This is a genomic window from Ruegeria sp. B11 (genome assembly GCF_056539785.1).
In genome coordinates, this window is sequence record NZ_JBQFVO010000006.1 from 1 (window position 1) to 18,366 (window position 18,366).

An 18,366-nucleotide genomic window follows, 5' to 3' on the forward strand; every position below is an offset into this window, starting at 1 on the left:
AAAAACCTCAGATGCCCCCAGTCTCTCCCGAGCGTCTCCGCAGCTTCCACCGCGTCCCAGCACCTCAGCAGCGCCGGTGAAGGGCGTTCTAAGTATATCGCCCAAAAGCCGCAAGTGGAAAAATCAAAAAAACGCAAAAAAACGCAAAAACAGGATTTTATCTTACTAAAACAAACGGTTACGAAGAGCATCCAGCCATTCAACCCGGAAGTCGCGGACACAGACCATCGCAAATCAGCGCCATGGATATGTTATTCACACTGTTACCCACAGACTCGCCTGCGAGTCAGGCTGAATCGGCTTGCCTAAGCCGGATCAGGAATGATGTGACCGGCAGGCGCATGACCAGAAGGCCCAGAATAATAGCCAGGTAGACCAATGGCTCGATCTGAAACCCCTTCGCCAGCATCACATAATGAAGCGCGCCCAGAATTGCTGCCGGGTAGACCAGACGATGCAATTTGCGCCAACGAGGCCCCAAACGGCGAACCGCCCAGTTGTTAGACGTGATTGCAAGCGGCAGTAACAATACAAAAGCAGCCATGCCCACCGTGATATAGGGCCGCTTGATAATGTCCGCCCAGATTTGGCTGGGAATCTGAACATCCAGAACCAGCCAAATCAACAGGTGCAATGCGACATAGGAAAATGTCAGTACACCTATCGTGCGGCGGAACTTCATCAGATTTAGGCCAGCGAAGCGACGCAAGGGCGAAATCGCGAGACCCAAAATCAGAAGCTGCAGCGCCAGTTCGCCAAACTCGTGCTCGAGCGCCTCGATCGGCTCGACCCCGAGACCACCGGTCATGCCCTGATAAAACAACCAGGGCACAGGCAGTGCGCCCAGCAGATAAACAGCCCAATTGGGAAGCCGTCGCAAGAGGTCGTTGAGCCGCCGCATCATCTCAGTAGTTCTTCGCCAGATCCATGCCTTCGTAAAGGCTGGCGACCTCATCTTCATATCCGTTGAACATCAGCGTCGGGATTCGCTTGGCAAACAGGCCTCCGCCGATCTGGCGTTCCGAGGCCTGCGACCATCGGGGGTGATCCACATTGGGGTTCACATTGCTGTAGAATCCATATTCACGCGGACCCGCCATATTCCAACTTGTCGGAGGCTGCGTATCCGTCAAGGTAATCCGCACGATCGATTTGATCGATTTGAAGCCGTATTTCCACGGTACCACCAATCGCAAAGGCGCGCCGTTCTGGTTCGGGATGTCCCTGCCGTAGATCCCAGTAGCCATAATGGTCAGCGGATGCATCGCCTCATCCAAACGCAGCCCTTCGCGATACGGCCAGTCGAGCACCGGATACGCGACACCCGGCATCTCATCGGGACGATAGGCGGTCTCAAACGCCACGTATTTCGCGCCGTCCTGAACGCCAGCCATGCCGAGTAGATCTGCCAGTTCAAACCCGTTCCAAGGTATCACCATCGACCAGGCCTCAACACAGCGGAACCGATAGATTCGCTCCTCAACAGTCATTTCAGACATGATGTCTTTGAAATCATATTCACCAGGGCGGTCGACCAGACCGTCGATGGTTACACTCCAGGGCTCGGTTACCAGTGTGTGTGCATATTTCGCCGGATCATCCTTGCGAGTCCCGAACTCATAAAAATTGTTGTAGGAAGTAATCTCTTCCCATGTATTCGGTTCAAGCGCCTCGGCCGCCGCTGGCCGCGCCAGACCCGCCAGCCCGACACCCGCCAAACCGGCCATGACCTGTCGCCGGTTCAGAAACGCCGCCCTTGGGGTGACGTCCGCATGCGTCAGTTTGTTGGTCCAGCGATGCGCCATTTGGTTCTCCGTTATCCATTAACCTCGAAACTGAGGTAAGGTCTGATAGCACAGAGCCAAGGAAACAGGCGTCACGATTGAGCGAACAGATTGTAACGAAAATTAGGTACGCTTGGGCGCGAGGATAACGGTCACCCGATGTTCAAGCCGACAACACGGTTTATTTCGCACCCAAGATTGACCGCCTGATAGGTCGGAAAGGGCAGCCGGGCCGAAGTTTCGATATCGCGCCGAACCCAGTCCTGCTCCTCTAATTGCTTGAGCGAGGATGACAATGCGCGATCAGTGATCACCTGAAGATCCGACCTGAGCCTTGAAAAGCGCCGCGGTTGGCGGGTCAGCGCCAGAATAGGAACCGTCCAGCTGCGGCGCAGTAGCTTCAATTCAGTATCATCCGGCACCAAGGCCATGATTTCTGCCGCTACAGCCGCCGCCTGAACCCCGGCTTTGGTCAAACGGAATTCAGGTCGCAAAGGGTGCCCGTGGCCCGGGTTCCGTTCAAGCAAGCCAAGGCTAGCCAGATGCTCCAGACTTGCCGCAAACGCCGTCCGGCTTGCGCCCGTCGCGGCGAGCAACGGGGCCTGCCTGCCCGGAACCCCTTGGTGCAGCTGCGCAAGAATGTTCAGTGACCAGGCCCGGGAGGTAAGCTTGACAAGTAGTTTTATGTCCATAAAATATAGTTACTTTATTTTAGGACAAAAGGAAAGTTCCATGCCCCTCGTTTCCTTAGAAAACACCATCACTCTTGCCATTTCGGTCAAAGATCGCCACGCCAGTGCGCGCTGGTATAATGACAAGCTCGGGTTTGAGTTGATCCATCATATTGATGAGGCGGGTTGGAGCGAGATGCTCACCAAAACCGAAGGCGTGACCCTTGGTTTGGGCGAGCAGGCAGAACCCGCGCCCGGAAACACCGTTCCGGTCTTTGGTGTTGCTGATATCGCAAGCGCACGCGGTGCTCTGGAAGGGTCCGGCGTTCGGTTTGACGGCGAAACCGAGACGATCGAGGGGATGGTCAGCACCGCCACATTTTACGACCCGGACGGCAATGCAATGATGCTGGCGCAGGATCTGACCGGGCAGGTCTGAACGCTCTTAGTCGCAATACAAGCCACCAAAAAAAGACCCGCCTGGATGGCGGGTCTCTTCATTACCTGAGACTTAATGCACGACTGCATCATCCGGGCGCGGACGCTCGGACGTTCCCAGCCGGTCGCCGATGATCAAACCATCGGTTCCGGCGGTCACCGGAACGGTCTCACCATCCTTTATCTCACCGGCCAGCAGTGCTTCGGCCAACGGGTTCTGCAGGGCGCGTTGGATCACGCGTTTCAATGGGCGGGCACCGAAGACCGGATCATAGCCTTCATTGGCCAGCCATTCCTTCGCGCCATCGTCCAGTGCCAGCTCGATCTTGCGGGCAGCCAGACGTTTCTGCAGACGTGCCATCTGGATATCGACGATGCCATCCATATCGGCCCGCTTGAGCCGGTCAAAGATGATGGTCTCATCCAGACGGTTCAGGAACTCGGGCCGGAAATGTGCCCGGACTGCGTCCATCACATCCCGCCGCGCCTGCGCGCTGTCCGCGCCTTCGGGCAACTGACTCAGCGCCTGAGAGCCAAGGTTCGACGTCAGGATGATCAGCGTCTGCTTAAAATCCACGGTACGACCCTGACCATCGGTCAGCACACCATCATCGAGAACCTGCAGCAGCACGTTAAACACATCCGGGTGCGCCTTTTCGACCTCATCAAACAGCACGACCTGATAGGGCCGGCGCCGCACGGCTTCGGTCAGCACACCGCCTTCGTCATAGCCGACATAGCCCGGAGGGGCCCCGATCAGACGGGCGACCGCGTGCTTCTCCATAAACTCAGACATATCGATGCGTACCATCGCGTTGTCGTCGTCGAATAGGAAGTTCGCCACGGCCTTGGTCAGCTCGGTTTTCCCCACACCCGTGGGTCCAAGGAACAGGAACGAGCCCAGCGGGCGACCTTCGTCATTCAGACCCGCACGCGCGCGGCGCACGGCGTTGGCCACGGCGGTCACCGCCGCATCCTGACCGATCACGCGGGAATGCAGATCGTCTTCCATCCGCAGCAGTTTCTCACGCTCGCCTTCCAGCATTTTCGAGGTCGGGATACCGGTCCAGCGTTCGACCACCGACGCAATCTGTTCTGGGCGCACCGTTTCCTCGGCCATCATGGCGTTGCTTTCGGCGTTTTCAGCCTCGGTCAGCTTTTTCTCAAGCTCAGGGATGACACCGTAGGACAGCTCACCCGCTTTGGCGAGGTTCCCTTCGCGCTTCGCGATTTCCAGATCAGCGCGAGCTTTGTCGAGCTGTTCCTTAAGATCACGGGCACCCGCGAGCTTGTCGCGTTCTGCCTGCCACTGAGCAGTCATCTCAGCGGATTGCTCCTGCAGGTCGGCCAGATCCTTTTGCAAGGTTTCCAGACGATCCTTGGAGGCCGCGTCATCTTCCAGCTTCAGCGCCTCTTCCTCGATCTGCATTTGCAGGATCTGACGATCCAGCTGATCGAGTTCCTCGGGCTTGGAATCCACCTCCATCCGCAAACGCGAAGCCGCTTCATCGACAAGGTCGATGGCTTTGTCAGGCAGGAAGCGGTCGGTGATGTAGCGATGCGACAGGGTCGCCGCCGACACGAGCGCCGAGTCCGAGATGCGCACACCGTGGTGCAGCTCGTACTTTTCCTTGATACCGCGAAGGATGCTGATCGTGTCCTCAACTGTCGGCTCAGTGACCATCACCGGCTGGAACCGCCGCGCAAGCGCCGCGTCTTTTTCGACGTATTTGCGGTACTCATCCAGCGTCGTCGCGCCGATACAATGCAGCTCACCCCGGGCAAGCGCAGGCTTGATCAGGTTGGCGGCATCCATCGCACCGTCGGATTTACCTGCACCTACCAGCGTGTGCATCTCGTCGATGAACAGTATGATCTCACCGGCGGCTTCGGTCACTTCGGTCAGAACAGCCTTCAGTCGTTCTTCGAACTCACCTCGATATTTAGCACCGGCGATCAGCGCACCCATGTCGAGCGCGAGAAGCTTCTTGTCCTTCAATGATTCCGGCACATCACCATTGACTATGCGCAGGGCCATGCCCTCGGCAATCGCGGTCTTACCGACGCCGGGTTCACCAATCAGTACCGGATTGTTCTTGGTGCGGCGCGACAGAACCTGCATCGAACGGCGGATTTCCTCATCCCGCCCGATGATCGGGTCGATCTTGCCTTCGGCTGCAGCCTCGGTCAGGTCGCGCGCATATTTCTTAAGCGCGTCGTAGCCTTCTTCCGCCGATGCGGTGTCAGCAGTGCGGCCCTTGCGGATATCGTTGATCGCTTCGTTCAGTTTCTGGGCCGATACAGCACCGGCCTCCAAAGCCTCTTTGGCTTTGGATTTCACCATACACAGCGCCATCAGAACGCGTTCGACCGGCACAAAGCTGTCGCCCGCCTTGGTGGCGAGCTTCTCTGCCTCGTCCAAAACCTTGGCGGTCTGGCCGTCCATATAGATCTGGCTGGCGTCGCCGCTGACCTTAGGGATTTTGCCCATGGCCGCGTCCAACGCCTCAACCACGCGGTTCGGTGCGCCGCCAGCGCGTGTGATCAGGTTGCTGGCCAGCCCCTGATCGTCGTCCATCAATGCTTTCAAGATATGTGTGGGCTCCAGCCTTTGGTGCCCCTCGCGCAGCGCAATGGTCTGCGCGGCTTGCACGAAACCCCGTGCCCGCTCGGTGAACTTGTTCAAGTCCATAGCATTCTCCTTTTCTTAAGCGCCCCGTATTGATGCGCCCGCTTGGCGGCACGCGTCGGTCTGGGCCTCACATTCAATTTGGGAAATGTCTTTTCCCATTCAAGAGGCTAGAGCATATAAAACGGCGTCATCCGCGCGGAATCGAGTAGACGGAATAACCGCCAGTTTCTCCCATCAATTCAGCGTTGTACATTTCGACCAAAGACTGCTCGGCACTGCTGCCTGTAGGGCATGAAACCAGATCTGCTGTATGATCGAGGAAGTTGCCGGTATAGGCTGTTTCCCCGGTCAATTGACACCAGTCGTCTTCCGATCGGTACCCACGCACTAACAGAAGATTGTCATTGGTTGGAGCCGGCGCGACACCGGTTTCGGGCGGATCGCTTTGAGGCGCGTCTTCGCATGCGGCCAACATCAGTGCCACGCCAAGTACTATTACCTTTTTCATCATTTCTATCCCTGTTCTGAACGTCGGTACTTTAGCACATTGCGCAAAATAGTGAGTGATCTGCGTCACCTCGGACTTCACACATGGACAGATCGCCCTGAACCCGTTAGGACGCAAACGTTTGCCAAAAAGGAGCGCCCCATGTCCGATGACCGCCTTATCGTAGCCCTCGACGTCCCAAACGCCCTGCAGGGTCTAGCCATGGCCGAGCGGCTGGGCGACTCGGTTTCGTTCTATAAGATCGGGCTGGGTATGTTGACTGGCGGCGGTCTGGCGTTGGCCAACGAGTTGAAACAGGATCACGGAAAGCGCATTTTCTTGGACATGAAGCTGTTCGATATCGGCAACACTGTAGAAAATGCAGTGCGTGGGTTGGCTCAGTTCGATCTGGACTTCTTGACGGTGCATGGTGATCCGCATGTCGTACGCGCCGCAAAGGAGGGCGCTGCAGGCAAGGACATGAAAATTCTGGCGGTAACCGTCCTAACATCACTGAACAGGGACGATCTGGATGCAAGCCTTCTGAAAGCGGGTGACGTGCAGGACCTCGTTGTAGAACGCGCGGCCAAGGCTTTCGAGGCCGGAGCTGATGGCGTGATCGCCAGCCCTCAGGAAGCCGCGCTAATCCGCGCCCTGCCCCAATCCGAAGGTCGTTTGATTGTAACCCCTGGGGTACGCCCTGCTGGTGCAGCTTTGGGCGACCAAAAGCGCGTCGCAACCCCGGCCAGTGCAATCGGCGATGGGGCCGATCATATCGTTGTGGGCCGCCCGATTTATCAGGCGGATGACCCCAAAGCCGCCGCACAAGCAGTTTTGAGCGAGTTAAATTCATTGACTCACCATTAGGCGAAAAGCCAAAAATTGCGGAAGGAACGGTGCTCAAGCAATTGACGTTAGGTCAATTTTTCGCGCCGCCGCGCCAAATCGTCCCTGTGCCCGAAAACACACATGAAAAACATGAGTTTTATGGCGTTCGGCTTGTGGCTATCGAAAAACGCCATTTTCGGCGATTCTACACACAAGACACTCCCCAACGGGCCATCTCTTCCTGAGGCTCGTTACCTCCCCCCGCAGGCGCGGGGGGTTTTCTTTCGAAGTCCCGTTCAAAGCTGCGCCGTTTCCGACAAATAATCCCGAAGGCGATCTGCAAAATTTGGAATGGCCAACGGATTCGACAGATAATCCTGCGGACAAATCAGCCTCCACCCCTGCCCTTCGTCCCCAAAACGGATCAGACCAACATCTTCCGGCGGGCGCAGGGCGACGTAGAACCAGCTTTGACCATATTGCCGTGACCAGACAAGATCGGTTGCGCACAGGCGCAGTCCAACCTCTTCATCTGTTTCACGCAACGCGCATTCGATCGGTGTTTCACCTGGCTCTTTCCCGCCGCCTGGAAAATCGAGATGACCTGGAAACGGAATATCTGATCGATCATCTCTTAGAATGACCAGCAGCTTGTGCCCCAGAAACAACGCTATTTTTGCCCCGGTGAAGTCCATCGGTCCTCTTTTTATCCTTATCCATTCGCGATACCTTTTAACCTATCGAATGTCTTGACCAATCCGCCGCTGGCCGGAAAGAAACTACATCATGCCCGCCATCTGTCGCGACTGCCTGAAGGAAATTAAGCAAGGGCCGCGCTGCCCAACTTGCAGCAGCCCGAGGGTCAAATCGCACCCAGAGCTGTTTGACCTGACGATCGCGCATATGGATTGCGATGCTTTTTATGCTTCGGTCGAAAAGCGCGACAATCCCGAACTTGCCGACAAGCCTGTGATCATTGGCGGCGGCAAGCGCGGGGTGGTTTCGACTGCCTGTTACGTGGCCCGCGTTCGCGGGGTACGTTCAGCCATGCCAATGTTCAAGGCGCTTCAACTATGCCCCGAAGCGGTGGTGATCAAACCACGTATGTCGGTCTATGCCAGCGTCTCGCGCGAGATACGCACCATGATGGACGAGTTGACACCTGATGTTGAACCACTGTCGCTGGATGAGGCGTTCATGGACCTATCCGGCACCGAGCGGCTGCATGGTGCACCGCCAGCGGTCATGCTTGCACGTCTGGTCAAGAGGATGAAAGATGAGCTGGGCCTGACGGGATCGATTGGCTTGAGCCATAACAAGTTTCTGGCCAAGGTGGCCTCGGATCTCGACAAGCCTCGGGGTTTTTCAGTGATCGGCCAGGCCGAGACGGCTGATTTCCTGCATGACCGGCCGGTGCGATTAATCTGGGGAATTGGTCCGGCGGCGCAGGAATCACTGGATCGCGCAGGGATTCGCACATTTTCTGATCTTCTGCGCTGGGATCAGGAGGCGCTGACAGCGCGGTTCGGATCAATGGGCTACCGTCTGTGGCATCTGGCGCGAGGGCAGGACAAACGGCGCGTATCGGCCCATGAGCCGATGAAGTCGATCAGTAATGAGACCACTTTTTTCGAGGATACCGCCAGTCTTGAAATTCTGGACGGGCATCTGTGGCGTATGTCTGAAAAGGTAGCCGACCGGGCCAAAGCCAAGGGATTGGCTGGGCGAGTGGTGACGCTGAAGCTGAAACAGGCCAACCACAAGATCATCACCCGGCGGATATCGCTACGCGATGCGACTCAGATAGCGGATCGGATTTATCGCACCGCTCGTGGGCTATTTGATCAGGTTGGCGATCAGGGTCCCTATCGCCTTTTGGGATGCGGCCTGTCTGACCTGTGCTCAGAGGATCAGGCCGATATCTCGGGCGACCTTCTGGATCCCGGTGCAGAACGCCGATCACAGGCCGAACGTGCGACGGACGAAATCCGGCGCCGTTTCGGCAGTGATGCAATCGTAAAAGGTCGTGCGCTGCGCTAGGTCTATTCGGCGGCAAGTGACATTGGATCGGACCCGATACTGGTGATCTGCGCGGTGACCTGCCGCAACACATCACGCAACGCCTCAAAGTTGCCGTTCGGCTGGATCGTTTCCTCGTTCATATAAAGTGAACGATCGATCTCGATTTGAACCGCATGCTGATGGCGGGCAGGTCGACCATAGGTCTGGGTGACGTAGGCCCCTGCAAAAGGCGTGTTGCGCGCCACATTCAGACCCGCGTCGGCAAAAGCGGCCTCGATCTGATCAACGATCACACCGGAAGCGGCCGCACCGAACCGATCGCCCAAAACGATTTCCGGTCGGGCCCGGCGCGAGCCGCCGGCCAGCGCCACCGCCTCGTGCGGCATCGAGTGGCAATCAATCAGAATGGCCTGCCCAAACAACTGATGCGATTCCGCCAGCAGAGATTTCAGACGAGTATGGTATGGACGCCAATAGGTATCGATCCGCAGGCGCGCCTCATCCATAGTCAGCTTGCCGCTGTAGATCGCCCTGCCGTTGGCGACCACGCGGGGAATCACCCCGAGGCCCGAGGTAACCCGCGGATTATGTCCGTGACGACGCGCACCCTGTATCAAAGCGGGGTCCAATTCATCCGAATTGCGATTCAGGTCCAGATAGGCGCGCGGCATGGCCGCGGCGAGCAGCGGTGCACCGAATTCAGCGACTGAGGAAAAAAGCTGATCGACATACGCATCCTCGGAGGACCGAATCATATTGCGGTTCAAAACAGACCGCTTCAACAAAGACTCGGGATAGGTCCGACCGCTATGGGGCGAGGCAAATACCACGCAGGACGTACGCGTTGCGGGCATATCCAGAATATAGGCTGCATTGGTGGCGGCGTCGGGCATGGGCTCTCCGTTGTTCGCACTCAACATAGACCGTAAAATAGTTCTGCCAAACCCCTTGATCCCCCCAACGACTCCTTTTATAGACCCCGCTACCGGCGCGGGGTTCCGCGCCCCATTTCGTTATGGGGCAGGTCACGCAACGGTTTCATGGGCGGTTAGCTCAGCGGTAGAGCACTTCGTTGACATCGAAGGGGTCACAAGTTCGATCCTTGTACCGCCCACCATGAATTCATTGCTCTGGTCTTTCCGGGGCACCCGATTAACCCAGGCGCTGGCCACGTCTTTGATGAAGGCGCCGCAGATTGGAGACAGACCCATGAAGGTCAAGAACTCGCTCCGCTCGCTCAAAAACCGGCACCGTGATTGCCGGGTTGTGCGTCGCAAAGGCCGCGTCTACGTGATCAACAAGACGCAGCGCAAGTTCAAAGCTCGCCAGGGCTAAGAACTGCACGAACTTAATTCAAAAACCGCGCTTTCGAGCGCGGTTTTTTTATGCCCTGCTTCTAACGCCCTTTCATGTCGGCGGAAGCGCCGGAAATCGCTCCGAAAGTCCGGTTCTGAGATTTAGTATTGTTATGAGACGGTCTCGTGCTACGCTTTCCCTGTTTTTTATGACGGGAGGTCGGGTTGGCTAACGATGATCTGGATACGCTATTAGGAACAACCCTGACCGAGATGGTGGCCGATATAGGCCGAAGCGTGGCCCAAGCCGCCGAACAGCTTAGTCTGGATCAGTTGAACGCGCTGAAGAACTATCCTCAGGAACTGCGCGAGATGGGCATTCCGCCAGTCTTTTACCACATGCAGGATGTCGATGTAGAATTGAAGGTCGTCATGGAGATGACCAGTACCACAGAAGAAGGCAAACGCGGGATCATTGGCGCGTTTCTGTGTGGGCCAAAACTGACGCAGACAGATACGCTCGATGCAAGCAGCGCGTCGACCATGCGGATGCGGTTTGCGCCGGGACCGGTGGATGAAGGTGGTTCTGGTGGAGGGGTCGATGGCGACTAAAAAGGACAAGACCCCCAAAAAACAGCCTATAGATGTGCGCGTCACCGAACTGCCCGAGGCGTTCACCACACTGCTTCAGTCATTGGAAAACCGCCTGACCGCGCTGGAGGCGCGCGAGGTCGTGTTGCTGGAGACGATCCAGGACCTGCAAGACCAGATCGACGATCTGGAAGAAGGAGGCAGTGGCATGCTGATGGGCTCGGGTTCTCCGGTGGTGAACCCAATGGCCGGAGGCCAGAGCGGAATGGAGGTTGAAGACAAAGATACGCAGATCGTGGATGCGCAGGTTTTTTCGCAGGCCCTGGGCGAACAGATCCTTGCAGGATCCGACGGCAGCGACGATTTCACCATCGACAATGTCCAGGTCGAAGCCTTTGTTGGGCTTGGTCGGGATGGCAATAAAGCCCAGTTCGCTACAAACGCGAAGAAACAGGCGGTCAGCCAGAACGCAGCGAAGGTCTCGTTCTCGGTCAAAAGACGGTCCGCAACGAAGATTATTGATAGAGACTGAATTCACAAAGGAGATTGGAAATGAGTATCGGGCAGGAACTGCTAAACGTCCCTTTCGCGGAAATGGTTCAGAAACTGGCGATTTCCGTGGCAGAGTCGCAAACTGAATTGGATAGACATTCGACTGATATCGCCAAATACATGGCGGATCAGAAGATCCAGCTTCCCGATCTATCCAACCCCGATGGTCCCCCAAAGGAATTCAGCCTCGTGTCGATGGGTTTCCTGCCCGCGTTCTATGCGGTGCAAGAGGCCGAGATCGAGGTAAAGATGGCGATCTCGATGACCAAACAGACCGAGAAATCAGGCAGCGCATCGGTCAAAGGTGGCTGGGGCCCCGTGGCGGCGCAGGTCAACGCAAGTTATTCCTCGCGCTATGCCTATAATCAGGAAGGCGCAAGTAGGCTGTCAATCAAGCTGGCCCCAGCTGATCCGCCGGTCATGCTGCAGAAATACATGGAAGCGGTAACACAGGCGATGCTGACCAAAGAACCGGTGCTCAGCGACGATCCGGACCCCGAGCCGGCACCGTCACCCGTCCCACCGCAACCCGAAAGAAAACAAAGTAGGCGGCGTCAATCCTGAAGGGGCCGTCCGGCAAGGTAAGTTCAGCGACGTTTTGACCAACTAATTTTGTCGGATTTCCTTGCATCCCACCGAGAATCGTTTAATTGACCAAATCAGTCGGGTTAATCCCCGTCACGATTTTCAATGTTGGGACAAATGATGCTGAAATCCTCTACCTGCTTTGCCGCCACCCTGACGGCCCTGATCGCCACCTCTGCCGCAGCCGAGGGCGAGCTGAACCTGTATTCCTCGCGCCACTACGACACCGACGAACGCCTGTATTCCGACTTCGAAGAGGCCACCGGCATCACCATCAACCGCATCGAAGGCAAGGCCGACGAACTGATCGCGCGGATGGAAGCCGAAGGCGCAAACTCGCCCGCTGATATCTTGCTGACGGTCGACACTTCGCGTCTGGCGCGCGCCAAAAACGCAGGCATCCTGCAACCAGTCGAAAGTACGGTATTGGAGGAGCGTATCCCTTCGAACCTACAGGACGAAGACAATCAGTGGTACGGCTTTTCGCAGCGCGCGCGGATCATCTTCTTTGACAAAGCTGATGTCGCTAACCCGCCTGCAACTTATCTGGATCTGGCAAAGCCTGAGTATCAGGGGCTGGTTTGCATTCGCTCGTCCAGCAATACCTATAATCAGACGCTTTTGGCATCGATCATCACCAATCACGGTGTGGAAGAAGCCAGGAAATGGGCCGAAGGTATCGTTGCCAATATGGCACGCAAACCTCAGGGCGGTGACACCGACCAACTGCGCGGCATCGTATCGGGTGAGTGCGAGATTGCAGTTTCGAACTCATACTATTTCGCCCGCGCCATACGCAAAGACGTCAAAGACCTGAGCGCGGATATCGAGATGATCGGCGTGCAATTCCCGGCACAGGACGCCGAAGGCGCGCATATGAACCTTTCGGGTGCGGGCGTCGCAGCTAACGCGCCGAACAAAGAGAACGCGATTAAGTTCCTAGAGTATCTCGCAAGCGATCAGGCACAGGTCTACTTCTCGAACGGAAACGATGAATTCCCCGCTGTCGAAGGCGTTGCGCTGGCTGAGAACGTGGCCGCTTTGGGGGAATTCAAAGCGGATAAGGTGAACCTATCAGAAGTCGCCAAAAACATCCCCGAGGCACAGAAGATCTTTAACGAAGTTGGCTGGAAGTAATCCAGTCCGATACCCGAGCAGCAAAAGGGCGCAGATTTCTGCGCCCTTTTTCTATTGTGTTTGAAGTAAAGCAAGGCAATAATCCCATATTCGTAACTGATTCCCATATGTGAGCCATGCTCGATACACTATCAAACCGCCTCGCTAAGCGTCTGAACGAGCTGCGCAAGGGTCATGGCTGGTCGCTTGAGCAGCTGGCAGACCAAAGTGGGATCAGCCGGGCGACACTGTCGCGAATGGAAAACGGTGATGTCAGCCCTACCGCTGAAACGCTTGGCCGTTTATGCGCGGCATACGGCCTGCCCATGTCACGCCTGCTGATGATGGTCGAAGACAGTTTCGATCCCAAAGTACCTTTCGAGAAGCAGCCTGAATGGCATGACCCCGAAAGCGGGTTTACCCGCCGTTCGGTTTCACCACCGGCGACTGGCCTCAGTGGGGAAGTAATGGAAGGTCATTTGCCCCCAGGTACTGTCATCACCTACGATACTCCGCCCAAGCCGGGACAGGAGCACCACCTGATCCTACTTGATGGAGGGCTAACGTTGACAGTGGACGGGATTGCCCATGCGCTCAGCGGCGGCGACTGCCTTCGCTATCACCTGTCGGGGCCAACGCAGTTCGAAACCGGACCCAAACGCGGTGCGCGCTATCTGTTGGTGCTGATATGATTACGCGATTGCCACAGGAATATTTCGACGAAGCGCTTGAGGATCTGACCGATATCCTGCACCGCTGTGTCCATACCGGTGCCAGTATCGGGTTCATCCTTCCTTTTTCGCGGGACGATGCCCGCGCCTATTGGCGGGACAGGGTGCAGCCCGAACTCCGCGCGGAGACACTCGATTTGTTTGTCGCATATGGTGACGGACGCATTCTGGGCACGGTGCAACTGATCCCCGCCGCAATGCCAAACCAGCCACATCGCGCGGATGTGGCAAAGCTGCTGGTTCATCCGCAGGCTCGCCGTCGCGGTTTGGGTCGGTCGCTGATGGAGGCACTGCATGAGCGTGCTCGGGAATTGAAACGCACGATGCTGGTGCTGGACACCCGTAGCAGCGATCCTTCACGCTTGCTGTATCAGTCGATGGGTTTTCAGATTGCCGGAGAGATCCCGAACTATTGCCGAAACCCGTTTGAGGATCGGCTGGAGCCGACCACTTACATGTTCAAGGACGTCACCTAGCTGTCCGTCGCGCGCACATTCGCGACAGAGCATTCGGCGATCCCCGAAGGTCCCGACATAGGTCGGCACCAATGGCCTACAGCCGCGCGCCATCGACAGCAAAGGGCGCTCGTTGACCAAAGAATTTGATACCTCAAGCGCATCGGGATCAATCTAGAATCGAAGGAACTCCAGAGCTTCTCCGGCTGGCAGCTTCTCAGTTTCTGCCGGAATAATTACCAGACCATCGGCCTGTGCAAGAAGGGCAACGCGCCCGCTGTAAGACTCGGCCATCAGGCGCAATCGCGGTGCGCCATTCGGTGTACATCCGTCGATGCTTACCGGGCGGTACTCACGCCGCCCCGCGCGGCGTTGAAGAGGTTCTGCCAAAACCGCCTGCTCGGGGGTGCGTTCGTTCCGATGCAGACCGGCACGGCGTTCCATCATCCGCGCACCAATGATCTGCCACGTCACAAAGGCCGAAACCGGATTTCCCGGCAGGCCCACATAAAGCGCATCACCCCGACAACCGAACATGATCGGCTTGCCGGGTTTCATCGCCACTTTCATCACCTCGGTTTCGCCACCGATTTCACTGAACAGGCGCGGCATGTGGTCTTCGTCCCCGACCGAAACACCGCCCGTGGTGATGATCAGGTCCGAGCTATTACAGGCATCCCTCAAGACCTGCTTCAGCAGCACCGGATCATCTTCGACCGGGCCTCGGTCGGCTAGTTCGATCCAGGGTTTATCCAGCAAAGCCAAAAGCATGTAGCGGTTCGAGTTGTAGATCTGTCCGGGGCCAAGCGCTTCACCCGGCTGGCGCAGCTCGCTACCGGTCGAGAAGATCGTGACCTTGAGCTTGCGAAAAACCTTCACCTCGCCATAACCAGCCGAGGCCAACGCGGCGGCCTCACGCGCGGAAATTTCACACCCGCGCCGCAGGATCGGGGCACCAGCTTTCAAATCCTCGCCCGCGCGACGGATATGCTGACCGGATTTTGGACGGCGGTTGAACCGGATGCGATCGGACTGAAACTCACAGTCTTCCTGCATTAATACCGCATCGAACTCAGACGGCACCGGCGCTCCTGTGAATATACGCAAGGCACCGCCATCCGGCGCATCGTGTGCGCCGCTATCGCCGGCGGCTATGCGACCGCCAACTAGCAGTTCGAACACAGGCCCCTCGCCCAGATCGGCGCTGCGAACGGCATAGCCGTCCATAGCCGAGTTATCGAAGGCGGGCATGTCTACCTTGCTGTCGCAATTCTCAGCCAGTATCCGGCCAATAGCCTGCACCAGCGGTAGTGTTTCGGTATCCGTGATGGGGTTGGCCACGGACAAACCGCGCCTCAGGGCGTCATCTACGGTCAGGTACATATGAGCATGGTGGTCGCAGGCACATCCATCAGCCATTTTGGGCCTCCACATACGCAAAGAGCTCTTCGAAACCGACCCGCTCGGCCTCTCCAAGTTTAGGTAGATAGGCCTTGGCTTCTTCGAGATTCGAGCTTGGATCACCAACTACCAGCAGCATGACCATTCCGTGACGCCCATGAACGCGGCAACGGATGCCGTAGACTCCCTCTTTCTCGAAAGTCAGATCCAGTTCGGGTTTGCCCCGAATCTCGAAGACGCGCGCGCCCACGGGTATCATTCGAGGAATGGCAGTGACCGTGTGCCGCCCGGTCGAGCCTTTGAAACGCACAGTCGCCCCAGCGGGAACCTGCAGGAATTTGGGTTCGAACCGAAATGCATGCGCCGGAGTGTCGGCGTTCAGGTCGATGACCTGATGAACTACGGCAACCTCGGGGATCTCCTCGGCCAGTGCGACACTACCAAAAGCCATTGCCCCCGTTAGAATCGCCGCGCATAGTTTCAGCGAAATCGCCATCTATCCCTCCGGTTTCAGACCGCCCGCTAGGGGTCTCCCAACAGGTCGGCCAAAGCGCTGATCAACACCGGCCACTGGGCGCGGCGGTTCTCGTCGCGCAATCCGGCCAACAATTCGCGCCCAATGGACACCAAGGCAGGGGTGCTGTCATTGACATAGGTCACGATCCGTTGCTCAGGATTGGCCAGAAGGAAGGGTACGATGGCCGCACCAGCCTGATCCGGGGCCGTTTCAGACAAAAGCCGCATCGCCGCCTGCCGTACCGGGGCCGAGACATCGTCCAGCAAGCTGCGCGCCACATCGGCCGTCCCGTCCCAGCGGGTCAAAATCTGCATGGCGTCGATACGAAAGGCAGTATCTCCGGTTTTCAGCATAGCCCGCAATTTGCCCCGCAGCGCATCCTGCGGTGGCAGGTCAGCCTGTTGCAGCAGGTTCAGCGCCTGCAGGGACAGATTGGCATCGGTATGCGAAAGCCCCTGTGTGATCAGCTCGATCAAATGCGACTGGTTCAGTTCGGACCCGTTGCGCGCGACCGACAAGCCCAGTGCCGCCAGCGCCTGCGCAGCGATCTCGGTCTCGGGGTCCTGCGCGATCTGCGCCAGCATGATCTGCATACCTGTGACGTCGCCCAGCAGGCGGATGGCCGAAATGCGGGTCTCACGCTCCAAGGCTTCGGCATTGTCATCCAACGCCACGCGGCGGCGTTTGGGATGGCGGGTGGCCTTGACCAACAATGCCTGCTCGCGTGGCGTCAAGGGGTGCAGGTCATCATCCTCGGCCTCTTTCTTCATCTCTGCCGCGATAGCGTCATGGCCAAGGATCGCGCCGAGGCTGGAGGTAGGGCCGTTTTCACCACCGTCGGATACATCCAGCCCTGCCTCTTCCAGCGCGGCGATGTCGGTTTGCGGGGCCTCTTCCTCGTGCGCGTCTTCGACCACGCTCATCGGGACGAGCGCGAAGGACAGCAGCAATTCGCGGCCCTGCTGCTGGTTCACATGCGGGCGGTGGGTGTCAGTAACAATCATCGCCACTGACGCAACTGCTTTCAGCCGCACCGACCGAAAAGGCGAGCGGCAGGCGCGCTGCAACCACTCTGCCGTCTCGCGCAGGGGCGAGGTCGCCAGCGCGTCTACGATCGCCCATTGCAGACGCTCGGCCTTGAGGTCATCGGCATCGACCGAAAACAGCGCGTTCAGCCGATCTGCCACCAGTTGCGGGGCCAACGCCGCCAGCAGGCCCAGCGCCTGCGCCGAGACCTCGGGCTGTTGTCCGGTTGCGAGGAAATCCAGCACCTGCCAGCGCAGGTCGTCTTGATCAACGATAGGCCGGCTGCGGTCTAACCGGTCAATCAGCGCCAGTTGCACCTTGGCGCCGGGGTCGCGCATCATGCGGTCCAGCAGTTCGGGTTCCGAGAAGCCCGAGAGGTTCAGCGCCGCGATACGAATATCCTCGATTGCGTCGGTCAGCGCCTGTTCGACCAATGCGGGGTCGCTTGGCATCAGCGCCTCATAGGCGATCAGACGCACGGCCCCGTCCTTGTCGGTGACAGCCTTGCGCAAAATGGCTTCGGCCTCGGGTCCTCCGATGGTGGCCAGCGTGCGCAGAGCGCGGTGACGCAGACGGCGGTTCGAGGATTGAGCGAACACACCCAAGGTCGGCACGGACGGCGTACCGATCTGGCCCAGCGCTTCGCAGGCCACATCCCCCAGTTCTTGCCCGTCTTCGTCCATCAGGGCCATGACAATGGGTTCAATCGCAGCCGCATCGCCCATGCGACCTAACGCTTTGATCGCCGCGATCTGAGTATCCAGCCAGTCGTCCCATTCATCCTGATGCAGCTCGTCCTCGTCCCACGTGATATCCTCGCCGCGTCCAGTGACGAGGGTGCGCAAGTACGGCGTGGCGTCCTTGGCGTTCAGCTGTGCTAAGGCGGTGACGCAGGCCAGTTTCACCTCACCGCAGGGATCATGGATCAAGTTTTCCAGCAGTTGCGGCGCGGCCTCCGTTACGCCCAGCGCGCCCAGCGCTTGGGCTGCGTCTTGACGGACGTCCTCGTCATCATCCAGCAACGCCTCGACCAAGGCCGGGCTGTTGCTGGCTCCAATGGCGGTCAGGGCCTGAATAGCGCGCAGGCGGATCACGTCATAATCGGATTTTGCGTAGTCGGAGAACAGGCTGGTGGCCTCGTCACGCAGGGCGGTATCGGAATGCATGTTCATATCAGGTCTGCCATGTTTTGCGTTGGGACGGGTTGGGTGAATGTGGAAGACAGGTTTCCCAAC

The 18,366-nt window shown here is 57.8% G+C and carries 20 protein-coding genes and 1 tRNA gene; 11 read left to right on the plus strand and 10 right to left on the minus strand.

Going from position 1 to position 18,366, the window contains the following annotated elements; translation table 11 throughout:
- Positions 1–286 precede the first annotated feature (286 nt).
- From msrQ to ACR0I1_RS17300, 3 genes are all read right to left on the minus strand, one after another.
- Positions 287–901, minus strand: coding sequence for a protein-methionine-sulfoxide reductase heme-binding subunit MsrQ (gene msrQ, locus ACR0I1_RS17290; protein WP_480707400.1), 615 nt, complete (start codon positions 899–901; stop codon positions 287–289).
- A gap of 4 nt (positions 902–905) precedes the next feature.
- Positions 906–1,805 (minus strand): protein-methionine-sulfoxide reductase catalytic subunit MsrP, encoded by a 900-nt coding sequence (gene msrP, locus ACR0I1_RS17295; RefSeq protein ID WP_480707401.1) that lies wholly within the window; start codon positions 1,803–1,805, stop codon positions 906–908.
- Positions 1,806–1,936: 131 nt separating this feature from the next.
- The gene (locus ACR0I1_RS17300; protein ID WP_170408244.1) at positions 1,937–2,476 is read right to left on the minus strand and encodes a winged helix-turn-helix transcriptional regulator; all 540 of its coding nucleotides are present in this window, start codon (positions 2,474–2,476) and stop codon (positions 1,937–1,939) included.
- 40 nt (positions 2,477–2,516) lie between these two features.
- On the opposite strand from ACR0I1_RS17300, the gene ACR0I1_RS17305 reads away from it, so the two are divergent.
- Positions 2,517–2,894 (plus strand): VOC family protein, encoded by a 378-nt coding sequence (locus ACR0I1_RS17305; protein WP_170408243.1) that lies wholly within the window; start codon positions 2,517–2,519, stop codon positions 2,892–2,894.
- 72 nt (positions 2,895–2,966) lie between these two features.
- Here ACR0I1_RS17305 and clpB read toward each other — a convergent pair whose 3' ends face one another.
- Together clpB and ACR0I1_RS17315 are read right to left on the minus strand one after the other, a co-directional pair.
- On the minus strand, positions 2,967–5,585 hold the full coding sequence (gene clpB, locus ACR0I1_RS17310) for an ATP-dependent chaperone ClpB (RefSeq protein ID WP_170566798.1): 2,619 nt from the start codon (positions 5,583–5,585) through the stop codon (positions 2,967–2,969).
- A gap of 127 nt (positions 5,586–5,712) precedes the next feature.
- Entirely contained in the window at positions 5,713–6,033 is a 321-nt protein-coding gene (locus ACR0I1_RS17315; protein ID WP_170636920.1) for a hypothetical protein, read from the minus strand.
- A gap of 141 nt (positions 6,034–6,174) precedes the next feature.
- On the opposite strand from ACR0I1_RS17315, the gene pyrF reads away from it, so the two are divergent.
- The gene (gene pyrF, locus ACR0I1_RS17320; protein ID WP_170514647.1) at positions 6,175–6,879 is read left to right on the plus strand and encodes an orotidine-5'-phosphate decarboxylase; all 705 of its coding nucleotides are present in this window, start codon (positions 6,175–6,177) and stop codon (positions 6,877–6,879) included.
- 257 nt (positions 6,880–7,136) lie between these two features.
- On the opposite strand, the gene ACR0I1_RS17325 is transcribed toward pyrF, so the two are convergent.
- A complete protein-coding gene (locus ACR0I1_RS17325) occupies positions 7,137–7,535 on the minus strand; it encodes an NUDIX hydrolase (protein WP_170398509.1) in 399 nt (132 codons plus the stop codon).
- 91 nt (positions 7,536–7,626) lie between these two features.
- Between ACR0I1_RS17325 and ACR0I1_RS17330 the strand changes: the two genes are divergently transcribed.
- Entirely contained in the window at positions 7,627–8,880 is a 1,254-nt protein-coding gene (locus ACR0I1_RS17330) for a DNA polymerase IV (RefSeq protein ID WP_170737008.1), read from the plus strand.
- Between the two features lie 2 nt (positions 8,881–8,882).
- Here ACR0I1_RS17330 and ACR0I1_RS17335 read toward each other — a convergent pair whose 3' ends face one another.
- Complete coding sequence (locus ACR0I1_RS17335) at positions 8,883–9,755, minus strand: N-formylglutamate amidohydrolase (protein WP_170425714.1); 873 nt, start codon at positions 9,753–9,755, stop codon at positions 8,883–8,885.
- 149 nt (positions 9,756–9,904) lie between these two features.
- Between ACR0I1_RS17335 and ACR0I1_RS17340 the strand changes: the two genes are divergently transcribed.
- The 8 genes from ACR0I1_RS17340 (at position 9,905) to ACR0I1_RS17375 (ending at position 14,208) form a co-directional block, all read left to right on the plus strand.
- A tRNA-Val gene (locus ACR0I1_RS17340) sits at positions 9,905–9,979 on the plus strand.
- Positions 9,980–10,071: 92 nt separating this feature from the next.
- Positions 10,072–10,197 (plus strand): type B 50S ribosomal protein L36, encoded by a 126-nt coding sequence (gene ykgO, locus ACR0I1_RS17345; RefSeq protein WP_005648635.1) that lies wholly within the window; start codon positions 10,072–10,074, stop codon positions 10,195–10,197.
- A 185-nt stretch (positions 10,198–10,382) separates the two neighbouring features.
- The gene (locus ACR0I1_RS17350; protein ID WP_170398504.1) at positions 10,383–10,769 is read left to right on the plus strand and encodes a hypothetical protein; all 387 of its coding nucleotides are present in this window, start codon (positions 10,383–10,385) and stop codon (positions 10,767–10,769) included.
- Positions 10,759–11,280, plus strand: coding sequence for a hypothetical protein (locus ACR0I1_RS17355; protein WP_480707402.1), 522 nt, complete (start codon positions 10,759–10,761; stop codon positions 11,278–11,280). Before ACR0I1_RS17350 ends, ACR0I1_RS17355 begins: the two co-directional genes overlap by 11 nt.
- 20 nt (positions 11,281–11,300) lie before the next feature.
- A complete protein-coding gene (locus ACR0I1_RS17360; RefSeq protein ID WP_170398500.1) occupies positions 11,301–11,864 on the plus strand; it encodes a hypothetical protein in 564 nt (187 codons plus the stop codon).
- A gap of 141 nt (positions 11,865–12,005) precedes the next feature.
- Positions 12,006–13,022 (plus strand): Fe(3+) ABC transporter substrate-binding protein, encoded by a 1,017-nt coding sequence (locus tag ACR0I1_RS17365; protein WP_170566792.1) that lies wholly within the window; start codon positions 12,006–12,008, stop codon positions 13,020–13,022.
- Positions 13,023–13,138: 116 nt separating this feature from the next.
- The gene (locus ACR0I1_RS17370; protein WP_170802552.1) at positions 13,139–13,693 is read left to right on the plus strand and encodes a helix-turn-helix transcriptional regulator; all 555 of its coding nucleotides are present in this window, start codon (positions 13,139–13,141) and stop codon (positions 13,691–13,693) included.
- The gene (locus ACR0I1_RS17375) at positions 13,690–14,208 is read left to right on the plus strand and encodes a GNAT family N-acetyltransferase (RefSeq protein ID WP_170425708.1); all 519 of its coding nucleotides are present in this window, start codon (positions 13,690–13,692) and stop codon (positions 14,206–14,208) included. Before ACR0I1_RS17370 ends, ACR0I1_RS17375 begins: the two co-directional genes overlap by 4 nt.
- A 153-nt stretch (positions 14,209–14,361) precedes the next feature.
- Here the strand turns inward: ACR0I1_RS17375 and ACR0I1_RS17380 are convergent, their stop codons facing one another.
- Genes ACR0I1_RS17380 through ACR0I1_RS17390 form a run of 3 tightly spaced genes read right to left on the minus strand, consistent with a single transcriptional unit; the run spans position 14,362 to position 18,303 of the window.
- Positions 14,362–15,606 carry a molybdopterin molybdotransferase MoeA gene (locus ACR0I1_RS17380; RefSeq protein WP_480707403.1) on the minus strand — a complete coding sequence of 415 codons (1,245 nt, stop codon included), beginning with the start codon at positions 15,604–15,606 and terminating at the stop codon, positions 14,362–14,364.
- Positions 15,599–16,084, minus strand: a complete 486-nt coding sequence (locus tag ACR0I1_RS17385) for a plastocyanin/azurin family copper-binding protein (protein WP_480707404.1) — start codon at positions 16,082–16,084, stop codon at positions 15,599–15,601. Before ACR0I1_RS17385 ends, ACR0I1_RS17380 begins: the two co-directional genes overlap by 8 nt.
- A gap of 26 nt (positions 16,085–16,110) precedes the next feature.
- On the minus strand, positions 16,111–18,303 hold the full coding sequence (locus ACR0I1_RS17390) for a HEAT repeat domain-containing protein (protein ID WP_480707405.1): 2,193 nt from the start codon (positions 18,301–18,303) through the stop codon (positions 16,111–16,113).
- Positions 18,304–18,366: the final 63 nt, after the last annotated feature.

Coding starts and splice junctions, on each gene's coding strand:
- pyrF (WP_170514647.1), top strand. CDS start 6,175: ATGTCCGATGACCGCCTTATCGTAGCCCTCGACGTCCCAAACGCCCTG.
- msrP (WP_480707401.1), bottom strand. CDS start 1,805: ATGGCGCATCGCTGGACCAACAAACTGACGCATGCGGACGTCACCCCA.
- ACR0I1_RS17390 (WP_480707405.1), bottom strand. CDS start 18,303: ATGAACATGCATTCCGATACCGCCCTGCGTGACGAGGCCACCAGCCTG.
- ykgO (WP_005648635.1), top strand. CDS start 10,072: ATGAAGGTCAAGAACTCGCTCCGCTCGCTCAAAAACCGGCACCGTGAT.
- clpB (WP_170566798.1), bottom strand. CDS start 5,585: ATGGACTTGAACAAGTTCACCGAGCGGGCACGGGGTTTCGTGCAAGCC.
- ACR0I1_RS17355 (WP_480707402.1), top strand. CDS start 10,759: ATGGCGACTAAAAAGGACAAGACCCCCAAAAAACAGCCTATAGATGTG.
- ACR0I1_RS17360 (WP_170398500.1), top strand. CDS start 11,301: ATGAGTATCGGGCAGGAACTGCTAAACGTCCCTTTCGCGGAAATGGTT.
- ACR0I1_RS17325 (WP_170398509.1), bottom strand. CDS start 7,535: ATGGACTTCACCGGGGCAAAAATAGCGTTGTTTCTGGGGCACAAGCTG.
- ACR0I1_RS17365 (WP_170566792.1), top strand. CDS start 12,006: ATGCTGAAATCCTCTACCTGCTTTGCCGCCACCCTGACGGCCCTGATC.
- ACR0I1_RS17385 (WP_480707404.1), bottom strand. CDS start 16,084: ATGGCGATTTCGCTGAAACTATGCGCGGCGATTCTAACGGGGGCAATG.
- ACR0I1_RS17315 (WP_170636920.1), bottom strand. CDS start 6,033: ATGAAAAAGGTAATAGTACTTGGCGTGGCACTGATGTTGGCCGCATGC.
- ACR0I1_RS17330 (WP_170737008.1), top strand. CDS start 7,627: ATGCCCGCCATCTGTCGCGACTGCCTGAAGGAAATTAAGCAAGGGCCG.
- msrQ (WP_480707400.1), bottom strand. CDS start 901: ATGCGGCGGCTCAACGACCTCTTGCGACGGCTTCCCAATTGGGCTGTT.
- ACR0I1_RS17300 (WP_170408244.1), bottom strand. CDS start 2,476: ATGGACATAAAACTACTTGTCAAGCTTACCTCCCGGGCCTGGTCACTG.
- ACR0I1_RS17375 (WP_170425708.1), top strand. CDS start 13,690: ATGATTACGCGATTGCCACAGGAATATTTCGACGAAGCGCTTGAGGAT.
- ACR0I1_RS17380 (WP_480707403.1), bottom strand. CDS start 15,606: ATGGCTGATGGATGTGCCTGCGACCACCATGCTCATATGTACCTGACC.
- ACR0I1_RS17335 (WP_170425714.1), bottom strand. CDS start 9,755: ATGCCCGACGCCGCCACCAATGCAGCCTATATTCTGGATATGCCCGCA.
- ACR0I1_RS17305 (WP_170408243.1), top strand. CDS start 2,517: ATGCCCCTCGTTTCCTTAGAAAACACCATCACTCTTGCCATTTCGGTC.
- ACR0I1_RS17370 (WP_170802552.1), top strand. CDS start 13,139: ATGCTCGATACACTATCAAACCGCCTCGCTAAGCGTCTGAACGAGCTG.